The organism is Microvirga sp. TS319 (assembly GCF_041276405.1).
Lineage (GTDB): Bacteria > Pseudomonadota > Alphaproteobacteria > Rhizobiales > Beijerinckiaceae > Microvirga.
Window position 1 is genome coordinate 197,250 of sequence record NZ_JBGGGT010000001.1, and the last position, 15,415, is coordinate 212,664.

Genomic DNA, 15,415 nt, shown 5'->3' on the forward strand with positions numbered 1-15,415 from the left:
CCATTGAAGGAGTGGAGCATCGGATTGGATCCCAAAAGTGGGTCCACTTCCTGCGTCCGATGCTCTAGGATCAGGCTCCGGGAATGATCGCGATGCCACGCTCCGGCGCGAAGGCGATCGCGACCGGCGTGCCGGCAGCGATGGAATCCTTGCGGCCATATTGAACGACGAACAGGGTCCCGACGGGGCTCTCCACCTCGTATTCCACCTGCGTGCCGAGATAGGATGCTTTCCTGACCGTTCCCATCGTTTTACCGCTAGCGTTCGAGCCGTCGTCGAGCGTGATCGCATCGGGGCGGATCGCGAGCTTCACAGGCCCCTGTCCCACGCCGCGACGAGGAAGCTCGAGGTTCACGCCGCCAATCCGCACATTCGCCGTCGCTCCCGATCCGTCGATGACCTCGCCGGAGACGATATTGGCATCGCCGATGAAGTCGGCGACGAACAGGTCCGCGGGTTCCTCATAGAGCTCTCGCGGTGTGCCCGTCTGAGCGATCCGGGCGTTCGACATGACGATGATGTGGTCGGAGACGGCGAGCGCCTCCTCCTGATCGTGGGTGACATAGGCCACGGTGAGATTGAGGCTCTGCTGCAGTTCGCGGATGTCTTCGCGCACGCGGCGGCGCAGTTTGGCATCGAGATTCGACAGGGGTTCGTCGAACAGCAGCACCTGCGGCTCCAGGACGAGCGCGCGCGCAACGGCCACACGCTGCTGCTGGCCGCCGGAGAGCTCCGAGGGAGCGCGCTTTTCGAGACCCTTCAGGCCGATCAGCGCGAGTTTCTCCATGGCCATCTCGTAAGCATTCTTCTTGGAGACGCCCTGCACGGTCGGCCCATAGGCCACGTTCTCCAGAACCGACATATGCGGAAAGAGCGCATAGGACTGGAACACCATGCTCACGTCGCGATCCGCGGCGGACAGGTTCGTCACGTCGCGTCCGCCGATCAGAATCTGGCCTTCGCTCGCCATTTCGAGACCTGCAATCATGCGCAGCGTCGTCGTTTTCCCGCAGCCGGAGGGGCCGAGCAGCGTCACGAGCTGGCCGGGCGCGATGGTGAAGGATACGTCGTCCACGGCCGTGACGGTTCCGTAGCGCTTCGTCACGTTGCGAAACTCGACCGAAGCCGCCTGTTTCTTGGATGCCGGGGAGCGGGACAGGGAGCTGATGGAGGATATCTGGTTCATGGAATGGCTTGCGCGGCAACGGGGCTGGCTGAAGTGCTCTGCGAGCGGCGTCCGAGACGCCGTTCGCCGACGGCAAGCTGGATCGCCAGGATCGCGAGCAGCATGACGACGATGAGCACGGTGGAATAGGCGATTGCGAGGCCGAACTCGCCCGCTTCGACACGGCCGACGATGTAGGTCGTAGCCATGTTGTACTCGGCGGTCACCAGGAAGATCACGGCGCTGACCGCGGTCATCGCGCGAACGAAGGAATAGACCAGCGAGGCCACGATGGCGGGGCGGAGCAGGGGCAGCACCACACGGCGCATGGTGGTGGCCGAGCGGGCGCCGAGGGTCAAGGAGGCCTCGTCCAGGCTCTTGTCGATCTGGCTGAGCGTCGCGATGCCGGAGCGCACGCCGACGGGCATGTTGCGGAACACGAAGCACATCACGAGCACGAATCCCGTGCCGGTGATTTCGATGGGGGGCACATTGAAGGCGAGGATGTAGGAGACGCCCACCACCGTGCCGGGGATCGCAAAGCTCAGCAGGGTGCCGAATTCGAAGGCGCGCTGGCCCGAGAAGCGCTGGCGAGTCAGCAGATACGCCGTCAGCAGGCCGATGGCCGCGGTCAGCGGCGCGGAGAGGGCCGCGACCTTGATCGTGGCAAAGAACGAATTCCAGGCCGAACCCGAGAAATAGAGGCCCCAATCGGCCCGTTCGATCCGGAAAGCCGTGAGGAAATGGTCGAGGGTCGGCGTGTAGTCTCGGCCCATGGAGCGCACGAAGGCGCCGACCAGGATGACGATGTAAACCGCAACCGTGAACAGAGCCCAAGGGATGACAGTCAAATAGGACGCAAGGGCCACCCGGCGCGGCAAAGGCAGCGGAATGCCGGCATCGCCCTTGCCGGTCACCGTGGTATAGACCTTCTTGCCGAGCCACGCATGCTGCAGCCAGAACGCGCCGAGCGTGAACGCGAGCAGAACGATCGAGAGCACGGCGGCCCGCCCCTGATCCTGTTGCGCGCCGACGACGGCGAAGAAGATCTTGGTGGAAAGCACTTCGAAATTACCGCCGAGAACGAGCGGATTGCCGAAATCGGCAAGGCTCTCCACGAATCCGAGCAGGAAGGCGTTCGCCAATCCCGGACGCATCAGCGGCAGCGTCACGGTCAGGAACGTCGTCCAGCTCTTGGCGCGAAGGGTCTGGGAGGCCTCCTCGAGCGTCGGGCTGATGCCCTGCACCACGCCGATGAGCACCAGGAAGGCGATGGGCGTGAAAGCGAGAAGTTGCGCGATGAAGACGCCTGGGAGGCCATAGATCCAGCGCGAGCGCGGGATTCCGAACCACTCCCACAGGACGGCCGAGAGGGCGCCGGAGCGTCCGAAGATCAGGATCAACGCGAGACCGATCACGAAGGGCGGCGTGATGATGGGCAGAACGCTCATTACGCGCAGGAGCTTCTTGTAGCGAAACGCCGTGCGCGTGGCGATGAGCGCGAAGGCAAGCCCGAGGGCGGTGGTGCCAACGCCGACGAGTAGACCGAGAAACAGAGTGTTCCAGGCCACGCCGCAGCGCAGATCGCTCGACAGGCAGTCGAGCCCCCAGATGGATCGGTCCATGAATTTGGTCACGAACTCGAGAGGGGCGAAGTTGCCGTTGTTGTCGGCGAACGCGCTCGCCAGAATCGTCGTCACGGGAAAGAAGACGAAAACGAGGATCAGCGCGATGACAACGCCGATGGAGGAGGTGACAAAGGCATCGCCCCGACACCATCCCCGCGCGGCTAGCCCGTGGCACAGGATGATGAGGAAGGCGACGGCGGTGAGCGTAGCGCCATAGCCCATGCCGGCTTGGCTCGGTCCCGCGCTGCCGGTGGCCGTCTTGAGGATGTCGATCGTCCAGCCGTGCAGGCCGATGGTGAAACCCTGGAGAACGATCAGCGCGAGCCCCAGCAGACCGGATGCGATCATCCAGATGCTGTTGTCGGTCCGCGCGGGGAGAGCCGCAGGCCGCAGGCTCAAGATCAGCGGTGCGAGAACAGGCAGAAGCCACCAGGCTCCCTTGAGGCCATGAACGAGCGCCGACCCGCCGATGACATAGTCGGCGATGGTCGGAGCGGCTGAGCGGTCGAAACCATACCAGGGCAGGAGGACGAAGCCGACCCAGCCCAAAATGATCCAGCCAAGGGTTGCCCGGGACATATCAGTTCTCGCGTAACAACAAAGGCGGGCCTCTGTCGAAGCCCGACGTCAAAACCATACGGTCGAAAAATACGGGCCGGCGAGGAGCGCAGCGCTCTTCGCCGGCCCGTGCAGGCAGCCTATTTGGGCAGGTTCTTGACCTCGTTGTCCCACTTGGACAGGAGGCGCTTGCGCTCTTCCGACGAGCCGTACTTCGCAAAGTCGAAATTGATGAGCTTGATATCGCTGAGCTTCGGAGCCTGGGGCGGAACCGGCGTGTTCTTGTTGGACGGTACCTGATAGGACTTGGCTTCCGCGCCGAGCTTCTGCGCATCCGCGCTCAGGGCCCAATCATAGAATTTCTTGGCGCTGTCGAGATTCTTGGCGCCCTTCACGATCGACATGGAGCCGATTTCGTAGCCCGTCCCCTCGCAAGGGGCGACAACCTTGACCGGTGCCTTGTCCACGATCATCGTCACGATGTCGTGCATGAAGGCGATGCCGGCCGTCGTTTCGCCCTGGGCCATGGCCTTGGCGGGAGCCGCGCCCGACTTCGTGTACTGGTTGATGTTCTTGTGCAGGGCCTTGAGGTATTCGAAGCCCTTGTCCTCGCCCATGATCTGGATGATCGTCGCCAGCAGGGTATAGGCCGTGCCCGAGGAGTTCGGGTCGGCGACCTGAACTTCGTCCTTCAGCTCGGGCTTGAGCAGGTCGGCCCAGCATTTCAGCTCGGGCACGTTGTTGGACTTGGCGAGTTCCGTGTTGTAGCCGAAGCCGAGCGCGCCGGAATAGATGCCGACGGTGCGGTGCTTGGACTGTTCCCACTGGCGCACCGCCCAATCCTGCAGCTCACCCATCTTCGGCGAATTGTAGTCGACCGTCAGGCCTTCCTCGGCGGCCTGCATGTGAGGGTCGCCCGTGCCGCCCCACCAGATGTCGGCCCGGGGATTGGCGGATTCCGCCTTGATCTGGGCATAGATCTCACCCGAACTCTTACGGGTCATGGAAACCTTGATGCCGGTATCGCGCTCGAATGCGTTCGTCATCGCGCGGCACCATTCCTCCTGAACGCCGCAATACATCACGAGCTCACCCTGAGCCTGCGCCGCACCGGCCGAGAAGAAGGACAGGGCGGTCATGGAGCCGGCCAGCATCGTGGCGGCCGCGAAATTCTTCATCATTTTGGTTTCCTCCCTTACGGTTATTGTCACGGTTTTTATTGGTCGGCTAAGCTCCCCTCAATGGCGCGTCCGGTCAAGAGCCTAGCCGCCGATGTGAAAATGAATCTTTAGAATAATGTCGTCGCGTCAGGGCTCCTTCGCGATGCCGGTCGCCACCATGAGGTTTTCCGCGAGTTCGGGCGTGCAGGCGAGAACGGGGTTTCCGCTGCGCAACCCATCCTTGGCCAGGAAGTTGTTGGTCCAGCCTCCCGCTTCTTCGATGATGAGGAGGCCTGCCAGAGCGTCCCACGAATTGATGTGGAGCTCGCAATAGGCGTCGATCCTCCCGTCCGCCACATAGGCGAGACCGAGCGTGCCGGAGCCCGCCCGGCGCACATTCGCGCCGCTTGCCTTGAGTTTTGCGACCGCATCGACATAGGGCTCCGCCGGCAGGCGGGAGGACCAGCCCGCCTCCACCGTTGCCTGGCGGATGTCGGACAATCCGCTCACCTTGATCGTCTCGCCGTTGAGGATTGCGCCCCGTCCGCGCTGGGCGGTGTAGAGATCCGCATGCATGACGTCGTAGATCACGCCGATTTCGACCCGGCCGTCGCGAACGAAGGCGATCGAGATGGCGAAATGCGGAATGCCGCGGGCAAAGTTAGCCGTTCCGTCAATGGGATCGACGACCCACACGTCGCGCTCGAACGAGCCGCCTCCCTCCTCGCCGAAGAAAGAGTCGGCGGGAAACAGCTCTCCCAGGCGGCGCCGGATCAGTTCTTCGACCTCCGCGTCGGTCGCTGTCAGAAAGTCCTGAGGGCCTTTGAAATCCGGGCGCTGAGAACGCGGGCGCTCGAGGAAGCGCTTGCGGGCCAGCACTCCCGCCTCACGCGCAATGGCGCAGGCTGCGGCAAATCTCATGTCCAGGCTGTGAGTCGTCATAGCGTTCAGGCGTTCCTCAGGATCCACAGGGCGGCCGGTTTGTTGTCACACGTTCATAAAGGGTCGTGAAAATACAGGAGGCAACCTGCTCCGATGAAAGGAGATGTCCCCGGGCCTGTGAAATTGATCCTTTATTAGCCGGCTCAGATCAATTACGTTACAAGCTAACCGCGCAAAATCATACTCTCGTCGAATGCCCCGGACGCCACAAGCAGAACTCAGCCAAGTCGCAGCGCTTCCTTTCCGCATCAAGGATGGTCGGATCGAGGTGCTCCTCGTCACATCCCGCGAGACCAAGCGCTGGCTGATCCCGAAGGGCTGGCCGATGAAGGGCAAGAAGCCCTACAAGGCGGCTGCCCGAGAGGCGGAGGAAGAGGCCGGCGTGAAAGGCGCGATCAAGCAGGAGCCCATGGGCTCCTATGATTATTGGAAACGTCGCGCCTCCCATTTCGATCTCTGCCGCGTGAACGTGTACCCCCTCGAGGTTTCGAAACAGCTCAAATCCTGGCGCGAGAAGGGGCAGCGCGACGCGCGGTGGTTCGAGGTCGAGGAGGCGGCTCTCCAGGTCTTGGAGCCGGCGCTCGCGGACCTGATCCGCAGCCTGCCCCAGCATGTCTGAGGCCCTCGTCTTTTGAGGTACGGCCCGGAAAATTCCGCCCGTTAGGGAACGCAACCCTTCCCAAGAAGTCTTTCCCGTATCGACGCGGCCATGCGGCGCAGCTTGGCCGTTTGCAGGCATGCTGGAAGGAGATTTCGATGAGGGCCCTCGTTTGGCACGGCACGACGGACATTCGCTGCGATTCGGTTCCTGATCCGGAAATCGAGCATCCGCGCGATGCGATCATCAAGGTGACGAGCTGTGCCATCTGCGGCTCCGATCTCCACCTCTACGACCATTTCATGCCCGGCATGAAGAACGGCGACATCATGGGCCATGAGACCATGGGCGAGGTCGTCGAAGTGGGTGCGGAAGCCAAAGGCAAACTGAAGGTCGGCGACCGGGTCGTGATTCCCTTCACGATTATCTGTGGCCAATGCGACCAGTGCAAACGCGGCAATTTCTCGGTCTGCGAGCGAACAAACCGCAACGGCAATATCGCGGCAAAGGCTTTCGGCCATACGACCGCGGGATTGTTCGGCTATACGCATCTGACGGGCGGTTACCCGGGTGGTCAGGCAGAATATCTGCGCGTGCCGTTCGCCGACGCCACCCACATCAAGGTGCCGGATGGAATTCCCGACGAAAAGCTGCTCTTCCTGAGCGACATCTTCCCCACAGGCTGGCAGGCCGCGGTACAGTGCGACATCCAGCCGACCGATACGGTAGCGATCTGGGGGGCGGGTCCCGTCGGCCAGATGACGATCCGCAGCGCGATCCTGCTCGGCGCCAAGCAGGTGATCGTGATTGATCGCGTTCCGGAGCGGCTCGCCATGGCGGAAGCCGGCGGCGCGGTCACCATCAATTTCGATCAGGAGAGCGTCATTGAGCGTCTGAACGAGCTCACCAACGGCAAGGGGCCGGAGAAGTGCATCGACTGCGTGGGCATGGAAGCGCATGCGGCCGGTACGGTCGACGCCATGTATGATCGCGTGAAGCAGGCGACGATGACGGAAACGGACCGTCCGCACGTGCTGCGCGAGATGGCGTATGTCTGCCGCCCTGCCGGAACGCTCTCCGTGCCCGGCGTCTACGGCGGACTGCTCGACAAGATTCCCTTCGGCGCCATCATGAACAAGGGCCTCACGATCCGCACCGGCCAGACTCACGTGAACCGCTGGACCGGCGATCTTCTGCGGCGCATCGAGGACGGCCAGATCGACCCGTCTTTCGTGATCACGCATACGGTAGGCCTCGAAGAGGGGCCTGAGATGTACAAGATTTTCCGCGACAAGCAGGACGGCTGCGTCAAGGTCGTTCTCAAACCTTAAAGGTGAATGTTATGCGCTACGAAACCGAAAGAACCCGTCGGCGCGGTCAGGCGGACACTGCGACCGATACGCTCGCCCGGGGCCTCGGCATGTTCTCGATCGCCCTTGGCATTGCGGAGGTCGTCGCGCCGCGCGCTCTGGCCCGTGCGCTCGGCATGAAGGGGCAAGAGGGACTGATCGTCGGTTATGGGGTGCGGGAAATCGCGACGGGCGTGGGAATTCTCGCCTCGAAGGATCCGACGCCCTGGATCTGGGGTCGCGTGGCCGGTGACGGCCTCGACCTCGCGACGCTGGCAACCGCGCTCGAAGGCCCCAATCCGAACAAGGGCAATGTCGGCATCGCCATGGCGGCGGTCGCCGGCGTGACGGCGCTCGACGTCTATTGCGCACAGACCCTGAGCCGCGAGAGCCCGGATCCCCTGCCGCCGATGCAGGATTATTCGGATCGGACAGGTTATCCGCGCGGGCTCGCACAGGCTCGCGGTGCCGCGCGCGACTTCGCGGTTCCGGGTGATTTCCGCACTCCGGAAGCGTTGAGACCCTACACTCAGCCCAACTTGCCGCAGCATCCGATGCCGTCTATGTAATCTCCTGCATGTCCAAGCCGCAGGTTTTCACCATCGGATACGAGGGAGCGGATCTCGACCGCTTCCTCGCCAGACTGAAGGATGCGGGCGTTGAAACGCTCGCCGACGTGCGTGCCGTTGCGCTGTCCCGGAAGCGCGGGTTCTCGAAATCCGCGCTCCGCGAGGGGCTGCTGGGGCAGGGCATCGGGTACGAGCATTTCATCAAGCTCGGAACCCCCAAAGCGGGACGCCAAGCCGCCCGGGCCGGCGACGGCGATTTGATGCGCCGGATCTACTGCGACGAAGTCCTCTCGACGGAAGATGCCCAGAAAGCATTCCACGACCTCGAGGCCCTGGCCGCATCGGGGCCGATCTGCCTTCTCTGCTTCGAGCGCGATCCTGCCAATTGCCACCGGCGTGTCCTTGCGCAACGTCTGGCCAGCAGAGGCTTCGAGACGATCGACCTCATGGTTCCATAGGCGATTTGACTACAACGGCCTCGGGCAGCCGGCCTTCGAAGGCTTCCTCGCACAAGAGGAGTTCCTGTGATCCGGTCAGGGCCTGATGTGGACTGGACAAGCGGGAACAGGGCTCATAAGTGAATCTCATGTTCCAAGCTCAAACTCTCCCTTCGTCCACCAGCAAGCGCGATCTTTATGCGTCGCTTGCTCAGCAGCTCGCCGCCCTGCTGGAGGGCGAGCCGGATGCCATTGCCAATGCGGCCAATATGTCCGCCCTGATCTATCAGCTTCTTCCCGATCTGAACTGGTCCGGGTTCTACTTCATGCGCGGCCCGGAGCTGGTCCTGGGCCCCTTCCAGGGCAAGGTCGCCTGCGTGCGCATCGCGGTGGGGCGCGGGGTCTGCGGGACGGCCGTGGAGCGCAGGGTTTCGCTCGTGGTGCCGGACGTCGACGCCTTCCCGGGCCATATCGCCTGTGACGGCGCATCTCGCTCCGAACTGGTTGTACCGCTCATCAAGAATGGGCAGGTGTTCGGAGTTCTCGATCTGGACAGTCCGCATCCGAACCGGTTCGATGAGGAAGACCGTGAAGGATGCGAGCGCCTCGTCCAGATCTATCTGGAGGCGTCCGATCTGTAGGACCGGCGCATCGGATCGGCGCCGGCGGCGTCAGAGGTAAAAATCGTCTTTGGAAAGCGTGGTCAGCCCGGTCACACTGACCGCAAAGTCGGCAATCTTGTCGCCATTCACATCCGCCGACAGCACGCCGCCGGCAAATTTGAGCTGCCCGGCGTGTCCGGAGAAGGCGGATTTTCCGATGAAGGTAAACGCCTGATCGCCGGTGATTTTGGTATTGGCATCGATGGCGCGCAGATCGATATGATCCTGGCCGCGCTTGAAATCGGTGATCCGGTCTCTGGACGCTGCCGGAGAATCGCTCAGGCTCAGGAAGATGAAGGCATCGGCGCCGCTGCCGCCGGTCAGAATGTCGCTTCCGCCCTGCCCGTAGAGCTTGTCGTTCCCGCTGCCTCCGGACAGGCGATCATTCCCGTCGCGGCCAGAGAGCTGATCGTTTCCTGCGCCGCCTTGCAGCGAGTTGGCAGCGGCATTTCCCTTGATCACGTCGTTCCCCGAACCGCCCAGCGCATTCTCGATCAGGGAGCGCATATCGTTCCCGGACAAGAGCGCGTTGGCGATATTGCCGGCGGCGAGCTTCGTGCCGTTCCAGTTGAGCTTTGCAAGCTGTGCGCTCGACGTGATGGTCCATGCGCCTGGATTGAGATCGATCTTGAGTCCGGTCGTATACTGCCTGAAATCGTAGGTATCGGTCCCGCCGCCGTCCCAGACCGTCTCGAAAATCCGGTTGCCACCGGCGGTGCTTTGCAGGACGCCATTGACATAAGCGCGCCCGGCCGGAGTCCAGACATATGTCGTGTTGCCGCTGTTGGTCGCGTAGTTCGCGCCGTAGAGATATTGGATCGCCGCGATGTCATACATCATCAGCGATTGCGCATAGCCCCATGTCTCGTTCGTGTAGCCGGACGACAGGGAGGCTCCGACATAGGAGCGATAGCTCATGACGGAGTATTCGATCGAATCCCGGCCAAGAGGCATCACAGTGCCCTCATGGGTGTGTTCCAACCCGAGGGCGTGGCCGAGCTCGTGAACGATGGTCGCGTAAGCGTAGTTTCCTTTCCGCGGGGTATCGTAGATGTGGCTCGAGCTGTTCAGCCAGACATCGCCGCCGGACTCCGCCTCCGTCGGAAAGTAGGCCCAGGCCGTGCTGGGGGCATCGGAACGCGCGAAGCGGATATCCGCGTGCTGGGAGGCCGTCTCCGACATTTCCTGAAAGGTCAGGTTGGCAACAGAGGCATAGAGCGTCAACGCGGCGCGCGCCGCCGGCTTCTGAGCACTCAGGAAGGCTCCAAAATTATCGTATAATTCGCCGTAGCCATAGGACGGCTCATAGAAGGTGGAAGAGGCTGGAAAGCTATAGGTAAAACTGTTGGTGCCCCATTTCGCTTCGCCTAGCAGAGCCCTGATGTAGTTATTGCCGGAGCTGGTGATCGTGAGAGTAGAAGGCATTGCGTCGTCGACCGGTCAAAGGAGGCCTGCTGCCGGATACGGAGCGGCCCGGAGTGATACGAAGTGCTCAGAAGCAGGCTTTCCGGCTGGGTGTGGCCGATCCGAGCGCAGCACCCCACCGCGGATCGGCTCGGCAGCCAAAATATCATGAAGGCACATCGTGCCTGCCCCACGAAGCGCACCCAGGCTTACGTTCTATAATTCCCGAGCGTGAGAACTTTAGCCTAGAAAGTGGAATTTAAGAAGCGGTCTGCTTCATGTTCGGCCCGTACCGGACACCATGTCGCAGAAATCGGCGCGGTGCCGGAAGAACCGGCTGCGAATCGTTCTAACGCCCACAGCTTGACGCAAGGATCAATGAATAAATTCAGTAGCGCTTACTGTAATATTGGTACATTAGACATGAAGTCCCGACAGCTTTTTCTTCATGCTGCCGAGCAATGGGTCAACCTGAAGCCGGCCTCTCATGTCGACGCATTCCCGCTCATGAAACAGCTTGAAGAGCTCTGCGACCCATCGACGAATCTCTACATCGTGGACATGCAGGGTGACGATCCTATGAAGTATGCGCTTCACCGGATTGTGGAGAACGTCAATCTCCGGAGTTCCTCAACGTTGTTTGGCGACTATCCAGATCAAGCATACATGCGGAATGACGTTGCGCCTGCATACCAGGAATCTAAGGTATCGGGCGCGATCAGCAAAATGACCCTGACGTCCCGCATTCAGGACCAGATTGCCACTTACGATCGGGTGATCCTCCCCGCCTTGCAGATCAACGGGGCCTCAGCGTTCGCCGTCACATTATCAAAGACCAGGATCCTGCTCCCCGTGGAGCGCAGGGTTCTCACCGGTCGCGATGAAGATGTTCTTGACCTCCTGGCACAGGGGTTCTCCTCAAAGGAGATCGCTCTCAAAACCAACGCGTCATTCCGCACCGTGGAACATCGCATTGCATCGGTCAAAGCCAAGCTCCAGGCAAAAAACGTCACCCATGCCGTAGCGATCTGGATGTCACGGTTCCTCGGTGTCGAGGCGCGCCGCTAGAGCCACTTCCCGGCAAGGAAGATCCTGTTCACCATCAGAAATGTTGCGACCCAGAGAAGAGAGGCTCTCTCCTGCGTGTAAACAGCCCAGGGTATTTCTACCATATACGATCCGAAGTGTGCATTGCCTAAGAAGAGGCGACCTCATGCACGATATCGTTTCTGAGGCATGGGATCCTAAACGACTGACTTGCTGAGGGGGCAGGTGCCGGATCGCGGCGAGATTCTGGGGGTGCTAAAGATGTTTGTCCCGCTCCTCAAACCGACACAGGGTTGACCACCCTTGCGGCGGCCGTGGCCACTTCCTTGAAAAACGGGATGTGCACCGTGAATACGGGCGGAAGCCGTTAAAGCACGCTCCAGGCAGAATACCGGGCTGATCTGCAAAAGGGCCGAGTACGGTTTCCTCTCCCGCCAACGCAACAAACACGAAGCGAAGTATCAATTCAATCAGGGCTCAATCGGACATCATGACTGACAGCAACACGACCAACGGCGCAAACGCAAGCGATATCCTGGATAAGTTCAAGACAGTGCCGGACGTCCGCAGCCGCGCTACCCTCGTGGTTCTCGCGGTCATTTCCATTTTCGCGCCGATTGTCTCAGCTGGTGCCTTCGGTATCAGTACTTCGTTGACGCTCGTGGATGTCTGGGGCGCGATGGCATTCCTTCTGCCGGCATGCGCGGGCTTGGTGCTGATCGCTCCGATCGTCCCTGCTCTCAGGAGCAATTGCCGCCTCATCGACCTTGTGAATGGTGGTGCCGCTGCTTTCGCAGCATTCATCATTGCCAAGAACATGCTCGAAGTTGGTGTCCAGCTCAATCGCTCCTACGGCGGCATCCGTGGCTCAGACTTCGGCTCCATGCTCCCAAGCTGGGGCATGATCTTCTTTGTGGTGTTTCTCATCATGGGCATCCGGCGCGGCCTGAAGGCACTCAAGGCGCGTCCGTCGATGGCCTAAGAGACAGAGGGGCGTTCCGTTAAGGTGGGATGCCTCTCTACCCTCGGCCAGGAGGAAATTTCGCGTCGAGAGAAATCAAAGGCTCGGGCTCTGCAAAGGCCGAGCGCAATCATCGGTCTACAACAATATTGGCAAATTGCGGGGGTAACAAACATCATGCTCCGGACCATCACTGCCGTACTCATCCTGTCCACCTTAGGTGGAGCCGCACTGGCGCAAGATGCCGTCGTACCGAGCTACAGGACTGAATCCTACAAGGTTGAGGGCCGGGCTCTCGACATCCTGGGATTCGAGCTTGGCAAGACGGCTGATGTCCTTATCGCAGAGCTCCAAAAGGAGTTCACGGGCGACTACAACTCGGTTGAAGTCGAGAGTGCCATCCAGAGCTACTCCATCAAGGGTGTTGGCATCAGGTTGCCCGCAGCGCCCGCCGTAGCAAAAGCCTATCGGGCCAATCCCGAGACGCAGGAATTGAACCAGATTACTGTCATGTTCAGTGGTCCAGCCTCGAGCAGCACGGCTTACTATATGGTGAGGGAGGTGAACTATCGGGATCATCTCAAATCTCCAGCTGTGGATGTCGTGATCGAGCAACTGGAGGCGAAGTATGGGAAGCCGATTGAACCTGTCAGTAGCGGCTGGTCCAAAAACAGATTTATGCGGTGGTCCTTCAAGAACCGACAGATCGTCTCGTGCAAGAACCTGTCTTGCGAGTGGAACCGCAGCATTGGCCAGCTCGGCTGGACCAAGACTTACAAGCCGGAAACCGCGGTCGACTACGAAATTACAGCCTCGGTTGAGCCGAGTTACTCCGACGAGGCCAAGGCTTCAAAGATCGTCGTTTCAGTGATCGACGTCCGCGCATTCGAGTCTGCATCCACAGCTGACCGCGCAGAGCTTCAGAAGCGTGCCCAGGCAGCGTACGACAAGGCGAACACCGCTGTCAGCGCACCCAAGTTCTAATCCAAGTCCAGGCTGGGTGAGGCGGGGCACGGGGAGCCACCTATCCCGGCATCGTCGCGAGTAACTGAGATTGCTCATCTCGGGATCGCTACCCCTTGTTCCCCGGGTTACGCTCATTTGCAGATACGCTGTCGAGGCCAAGATCATGTTCCTCATAAAACTGCTTCCAACCTGCCTCGTCGCTGCGGCTCTGGTGACCACTTCCGTCTTGGCCGACCCTCTGGAGGACTTGATGAGGGGTAACCTCATGAAGACCTACGATCTGCTGAAGCCCGGGGTGTATTCGGAGCCTCCCGTCGAGATGTGGAAGGATCTTATCGACAACGCCAATGCCGAACGCCAGAAAGCAGGGGGCGGCTCGACGGGCAACGGTCCAGTGCCGGGATACGTGTTCAGCAAAGAGTTCAAGGAAGGCGACACGACCGTGATCGCGTCGATCTACCGGGCTTACGATTCTGCCTGCGATAACGGCCCGAATACGAGTACGAGCACACAATTCTGGGCCACCTGTCCCGCCCGGGTGAAGATCGTGGAGAGCGGCAGTACGCGCATTGTCGACGGCACGGTCTGCGTGACGACGGAAGGGGTTGGGCGGGAAGGCAAGCAGGAGTTGCAAAGAAACAACTTTGCCTTTCATATTCCCACGTTCGGTGTGTATTTCAACGTAACCGATCAGGGGAGCTTCGTTCCCGCCTGCACGAAGGAAGTCCGGTATGGGATCCCCCCAGAGCCGGAACCGAAGCTAATCGAGTTCAAGGAAATCGCACCGCCTCCGGCTGGGGCGGTCACGGCCGTCTACTCCGACACCGAGGGAAAGAGCTGCAAACAGACGGTCAGCGCGGATGAGATGAGCGAGTGGATATGCTCCGCGCCGGGAGGTAGGGCCGTGCTGTTTGGTGACACGGGTGGCGCAATGGTGGTCCGCTTTGGCGAGACGACGAATACCACGTGGGAGCCGGAGTTCTGGCCAAGCAGAAACGGCATTGGCAAGAAGATCGAATGGCGCCTTCGCGACGGAAAACCATTTGCTTCGATCTTGAGGTTCTTCCTCGGCAATATTGATGGAAGAGATGCCGAAGTGCTGGCGGTCACGAAGGTGGACGGCAAAGACGCGTGCCACATGGCCTATGTGAACGCCCGTCTCAAGGACGCTAACAAGCAGGCGGCGGAGATCGCCGATACCAAGGCGCATGCGTTCAGGTGCGGTGTTCATGCGCCAATCAAGGTCGGCGGCGCCAAGTGGTACGGGGAGGAGTCCGTTACACTGGACGAGACGGCGGAGTACTTCGACATCACTGGCCTCCAGCCGGGTCAGGTCCTGCCCCTGCACCGTTATCCACCCCCGTCCTCTCCGAAGGTTGGCGAACTCCCGCATGATGCCAAGGGCCTCAAGAACTTCGGCTGCAACGCAGTCGACGGGAAGAAGGTCATCCCCGACGACGCGCAGCCCACCGCTGGACTTCCCCGCTTCTGCCAGGTCCGTACGCCCAAGCTGGACGGCTGGGTAGATTCCCGCTTCCTCGTGCCTGGTTCCAAGCCCCCGCCGGAGCTTTCGACCAATCTCTCGACCTATCCGGCTGATATCGTTGCGGTGATCAAGCCGAAGCTTGAGATGTGCGAGACGTTTCAGCTCGGGAATGATTTTGCGCGCAACGATATCGACCTGAACGGGGACGGCATCAAGGATTGGATCATCGATTACGGCGGACTGCTGTGCAACGAATCCCACATCGCGTACAGCGGCAGCGCTGGCAGCCTCACGCAGATGCTGATCTCGACCGGGCCCGACAAGTGGGTGATGAAATTCGAAGGCTATGCCCAGGCTTACAAAGTCGTGACCCGCGAGGGGAAGACCGTCATCTCCCTCGGACTCCACGGATCGGCCTGCAAGAAGGTTGGTGCGGCGGGTTGCACAAGGATGGTCGACTTCAACTCACCTTGAGGCGGTGCT

The 15,415-nt window shown here is 60.8% G+C and carries 14 protein-coding genes; 9 read left to right on the forward strand and 5 right to left on the reverse strand.

Annotation, left to right across the window (positions count from 1 at the left end; translation table 11 throughout):
- Nucleotides 1-70 precede the first annotated feature (70 nt).
- The 4 genes from AB8841_RS00850 to AB8841_RS00865 all read right to left on the reverse strand — a co-directional run bounded on the left by AB8841_RS00850 (nucleotide 71) and on the right by AB8841_RS00865 (nucleotide 5,453).
- Nucleotides 71-1,186 carry an ABC transporter ATP-binding protein gene (locus AB8841_RS00850; protein ID WP_370433997.1) on the reverse strand — a complete coding sequence of 372 codons (1,116 nt, stop codon included), beginning with the start codon at nucleotides 1,184-1,186 and terminating at the stop codon, nucleotides 71-73.
- Nucleotides 1,183-3,372 (reverse strand): ABC transporter permease, encoded by a 2,190-nt coding sequence (locus AB8841_RS00855; protein WP_370433998.1) that lies wholly within the window; start codon nucleotides 3,370-3,372, stop codon nucleotides 1,183-1,185. Before AB8841_RS00855 ends, AB8841_RS00850 begins: the two co-directional genes overlap by 4 nt.
- A gap of 119 nt (nucleotides 3,373-3,491) precedes the next feature.
- On the reverse strand, nucleotides 3,492-4,532 hold the full coding sequence (locus tag AB8841_RS00860; RefSeq protein WP_370433999.1) for an ABC transporter substrate-binding protein: 1,041 nt from the start codon (nucleotides 4,530-4,532) through the stop codon (nucleotides 3,492-3,494).
- Nucleotides 4,533-4,658: 126 nt separating this feature from the next.
- Nucleotides 4,659-5,453 (reverse strand): inositol monophosphatase, encoded by a 795-nt coding sequence (locus tag AB8841_RS00865; RefSeq protein WP_370434000.1) that lies wholly within the window; start codon nucleotides 5,451-5,453, stop codon nucleotides 4,659-4,661.
- 193 nt (nucleotides 5,454-5,646) lie between these two features.
- Here AB8841_RS00865 and AB8841_RS00870 point away from each other — a divergent pair, with 193 nt between their 5' ends.
- The 5 genes from AB8841_RS00870 (at nucleotide 5,647) to AB8841_RS00890 (ending at nucleotide 9,047) form a co-directional block, all read left to right on the forward strand.
- Complete coding sequence (locus tag AB8841_RS00870; RefSeq protein ID WP_370434001.1) at nucleotides 5,647-6,072, forward strand: NUDIX hydrolase; 426 nt, start codon at nucleotides 5,647-5,649, stop codon at nucleotides 6,070-6,072.
- Between the two features lie 137 nt (nucleotides 6,073-6,209).
- Nucleotides 6,210-7,382 carry a zinc-dependent alcohol dehydrogenase gene (locus tag AB8841_RS00875; protein ID WP_370434002.1) on the forward strand — a complete coding sequence of 391 codons (1,173 nt, stop codon included), beginning with the start codon at nucleotides 6,210-6,212 and terminating at the stop codon, nucleotides 7,380-7,382.
- A gap of 11 nt (nucleotides 7,383-7,393) precedes the next feature.
- On the forward strand, nucleotides 7,394-7,969 hold the full coding sequence (locus AB8841_RS00880) for a cyclase dehydrase (RefSeq protein ID WP_370434003.1): 576 nt from the start codon (nucleotides 7,394-7,396) through the stop codon (nucleotides 7,967-7,969).
- 8 nt (nucleotides 7,970-7,977) lie between these two features.
- On the forward strand, nucleotides 7,978-8,427 hold the full coding sequence (locus AB8841_RS00885; RefSeq protein ID WP_370434004.1) for a DUF488 family protein: 450 nt from the start codon (nucleotides 7,978-7,980) through the stop codon (nucleotides 8,425-8,427).
- A gap of 128 nt (nucleotides 8,428-8,555) precedes the next feature.
- The gene (locus AB8841_RS00890) at nucleotides 8,556-9,047 is read left to right on the forward strand and encodes a GAF domain-containing protein (RefSeq protein WP_370434005.1); all 492 of its coding nucleotides are present in this window, start codon (nucleotides 8,556-8,558) and stop codon (nucleotides 9,045-9,047) included.
- Between the two features lie 30 nt (nucleotides 9,048-9,077).
- Here the strand turns inward: AB8841_RS00890 and AB8841_RS00895 are convergent, their stop codons facing one another.
- The gene (locus AB8841_RS00895) at nucleotides 9,078-10,493 is read right to left on the reverse strand and encodes a M10 family metallopeptidase (RefSeq protein ID WP_370434006.1); all 1,416 of its coding nucleotides are present in this window, start codon (nucleotides 10,491-10,493) and stop codon (nucleotides 9,078-9,080) included.
- A 357-nt stretch (nucleotides 10,494-10,850) separates the two neighbouring features.
- Between AB8841_RS00895 and AB8841_RS00900 the strand changes: the two genes are divergently transcribed.
- The 4 genes from AB8841_RS00900 to AB8841_RS00915 all read left to right on the forward strand — a co-directional run bounded on the left by AB8841_RS00900 (nucleotide 10,851) and on the right by AB8841_RS00915 (nucleotide 15,406).
- Nucleotides 10,851-11,540 carry a response regulator transcription factor gene (locus AB8841_RS00900; RefSeq protein ID WP_370434007.1) on the forward strand — a complete coding sequence of 230 codons (690 nt, stop codon included), beginning with the start codon at nucleotides 10,851-10,853 and terminating at the stop codon, nucleotides 11,538-11,540.
- Nucleotides 11,541-12,009: 469 nt separating this feature from the next.
- Nucleotides 12,010-12,501: a hypothetical protein gene (locus AB8841_RS00905; RefSeq protein WP_370434008.1), complete on the forward strand. Its 492-nt coding sequence runs from the start codon at nucleotides 12,010-12,012 to the stop codon at nucleotides 12,499-12,501.
- A 156-nt stretch (nucleotides 12,502-12,657) separates the two neighbouring features.
- Nucleotides 12,658-13,464: a hypothetical protein gene (locus AB8841_RS00910; protein WP_370434009.1), complete on the forward strand. Its 807-nt coding sequence runs from the start codon at nucleotides 12,658-12,660 to the stop codon at nucleotides 13,462-13,464.
- Nucleotides 13,465-13,534: 70 nt separating this feature from the next.
- Nucleotides 13,535-15,406 carry a hypothetical protein gene (locus AB8841_RS00915; RefSeq protein ID WP_370434010.1) on the forward strand — a complete coding sequence of 624 codons (1,872 nt, stop codon included), beginning with the start codon at nucleotides 13,535-13,537 and terminating at the stop codon, nucleotides 15,404-15,406.
- The last annotated feature ends 9 nt before the right edge of the window (nucleotides 15,407-15,415 follow it).